At 43.7% G+C, this 1,802-nt stretch carries 1 protein-coding gene and 1 pseudogene; one reads left to right on the forward strand and one right to left on the reverse strand.

All coding sequences use genetic code 11. The features are described from left to right. Positions 1 to 88 (reverse strand): annotated as a pseudogene (locus tag PX484_RS26160) (DUF3038 domain-containing protein); the annotation flags it as partial. A 136-nt stretch (positions 89 to 224) separates the two neighbouring features. Here PX484_RS26160 and PX484_RS24485 point away from each other — a divergent pair. Continuing rightward, complete coding sequence (locus PX484_RS24485) at positions 225 to 1,796, forward strand: Na+/H+ antiporter (protein ID WP_002797016.1); 1,572 nt, start codon at positions 225 to 227, stop codon at positions 1,794 to 1,796. Positions 1,797 to 1,802 lie beyond the last annotated feature (6 nt).

Raw genomic sequence — 1,802 nt, forward strand, 5'->3', positions numbered from 1 at the left:
AGCTATTAATATTCTCTAACTGCTCGTTACTGGGTGAGATAGCTAGGGGTAAATCCTCACCCGTGGAGGACTCGGCAGACTGAGGCATAGTCAAGGACATAGATAATAAGGAATTGCCAGCAGAAAAACTTGGGTTTAGGAAAAAAAATCACTGGTTCTAAAGTGTCATAATAATTTAGATTGTTCTTTTCTTGCACGTCCGCTCACCGATTGCCTCCCACCCAATGAGTTTAGAATCCGCTACCGATGAAGTCATTAAGCAAAATTTAGAACAATTTCTAATTGTTTTGTCCGTTTCCCTGAGTGTGGCCACGGTTTCGAGGATTTTTAGCTGGTTTCGCCAAATTCCTTACACCCTATTGTTAGTGATAGTCGGTTTAGGTTTAGCCTTTATCGATATCCGTCTGGTGAACCTATCCCCCGAACTGATTCTAGAAATTTTTCTGCCCCCTTTGCTATTTGAAGCCGCTTGGAATACGCGCTGGCGAGATCTGAAGGATAATTGGATTCCCGTCAGTCTTTTCGCTATTGTCGGCGTAATTATCTCGATTTTCGGGGTTGGTTTTACCCTAGATGAATTGACCAATTTACCCCTATTTACGGCATTATTAGTGGGTGCGAGCCTTTCTTCTACGGATCCCGTCGCTGTTGTCGCTCTTTTTCGCGAATTAGGGGCCAGTAAAAACCTCACCGTGCTTTTGGAAGGGGAAAGCTTATTTAATGATGGGGTTGCTGTCGTCGCTTTCGCTCTTTTGGTGGAAATTCCCCTCGGTGCTAGTGGTCTATCCTTAGAGACAACCATTAGCCGGATTGCGGCTTTTATCGGTATCGGGGTGGCAGTGGGTTGTTTAGTGGGTTTTGGTATTTCCTATCTGACTCAACGTCTGGATTTACCCCTAGTGGAACAGTCTTTAACTCTTGTGTCCGCCTACGGTGCTTATTTATTAACCGAGGAGTTCGGGGGTTCGGGGGTAATCGGAGTGGTGACTACGGGGATTATTTTAGGTAATTTTGGCTCTAGAATTAGTATGAGTCCCCGTACCCGCCTATTAGTCACGCAATTCTGGGAGTTTCTCGCTTTTTTTGTCAATTCGATCGTTTTTCTCCTCATCGGCGATCAGATCCGTCTCTCCAGTTTAGCCGATAATCTCAATTTAATTTTTATCACGATCGCCGCCGTGGTGGCGGCCCGTTTTCTGGCTACCTTTGCTTTGGCAACTGTTAGTAATGCCTTGATGGAAACTAAAATTAATTGGCGGGAAAAAACGGTTTTATGGTGGGGAGGTTTGCGCGGTTCCGTTTCTATTGCCCTAGCTTTAAGTGTGCCGGTTATTTTTCCCAATCGTCAGGATATCATCGATATCGTCTTCGGAGTTGTTCTCTTTACCCTTTTGGTTCAGGGATTAACTATTCAAACTTTCCTATCGAGATTAGACCTGATCGGTGATCAACCAATTCGAGAAAACTATGCGGAACTTTTAGCCCGACGGGTAGCTTTAAAAAGGGTTTTAGACTATCTTTCTAAGTTAGATAAATCTCCCGATGTTGCCCCCGAATTTTTTAGTTATGAGCAGCATCTCGTCAAAGAAAAGTTAAAGACCGTAGAAGCGGAAATACAATCTCTCAACGATAGTTATCCCCAATTACAACTATTAACAATGGAACAACTTCGGGAAACCCTCCTAGATATCGAAGCTGATACCTACGCTGAATTTATTCGATCCGGCCGTTTAACTAGCAATTTATCCCCCGTCCTTCAAGAAATTCTCGCTGAAAGTAAAATTACTGATCAGTAGGACTAT

This window comes from Microcystis sp. M49636_WE2, assembly GCF_030065375.1.
Taxonomy (GTDB): Bacteria; Cyanobacteriota; Cyanobacteriia; order Cyanobacteriales; family Microcystaceae; genus Microcystis; species Microcystis aeruginosa_C.

Bases quoted from the DNA above. Each gene is read 5' to 3' on its own strand.
- PX484_RS24485 (WP_002797016.1), top strand. From the start codon at position 225: ATGAGTTTAGAATCCGCTACCGATGAAGTCATTAAGCAAAATTTAGAA.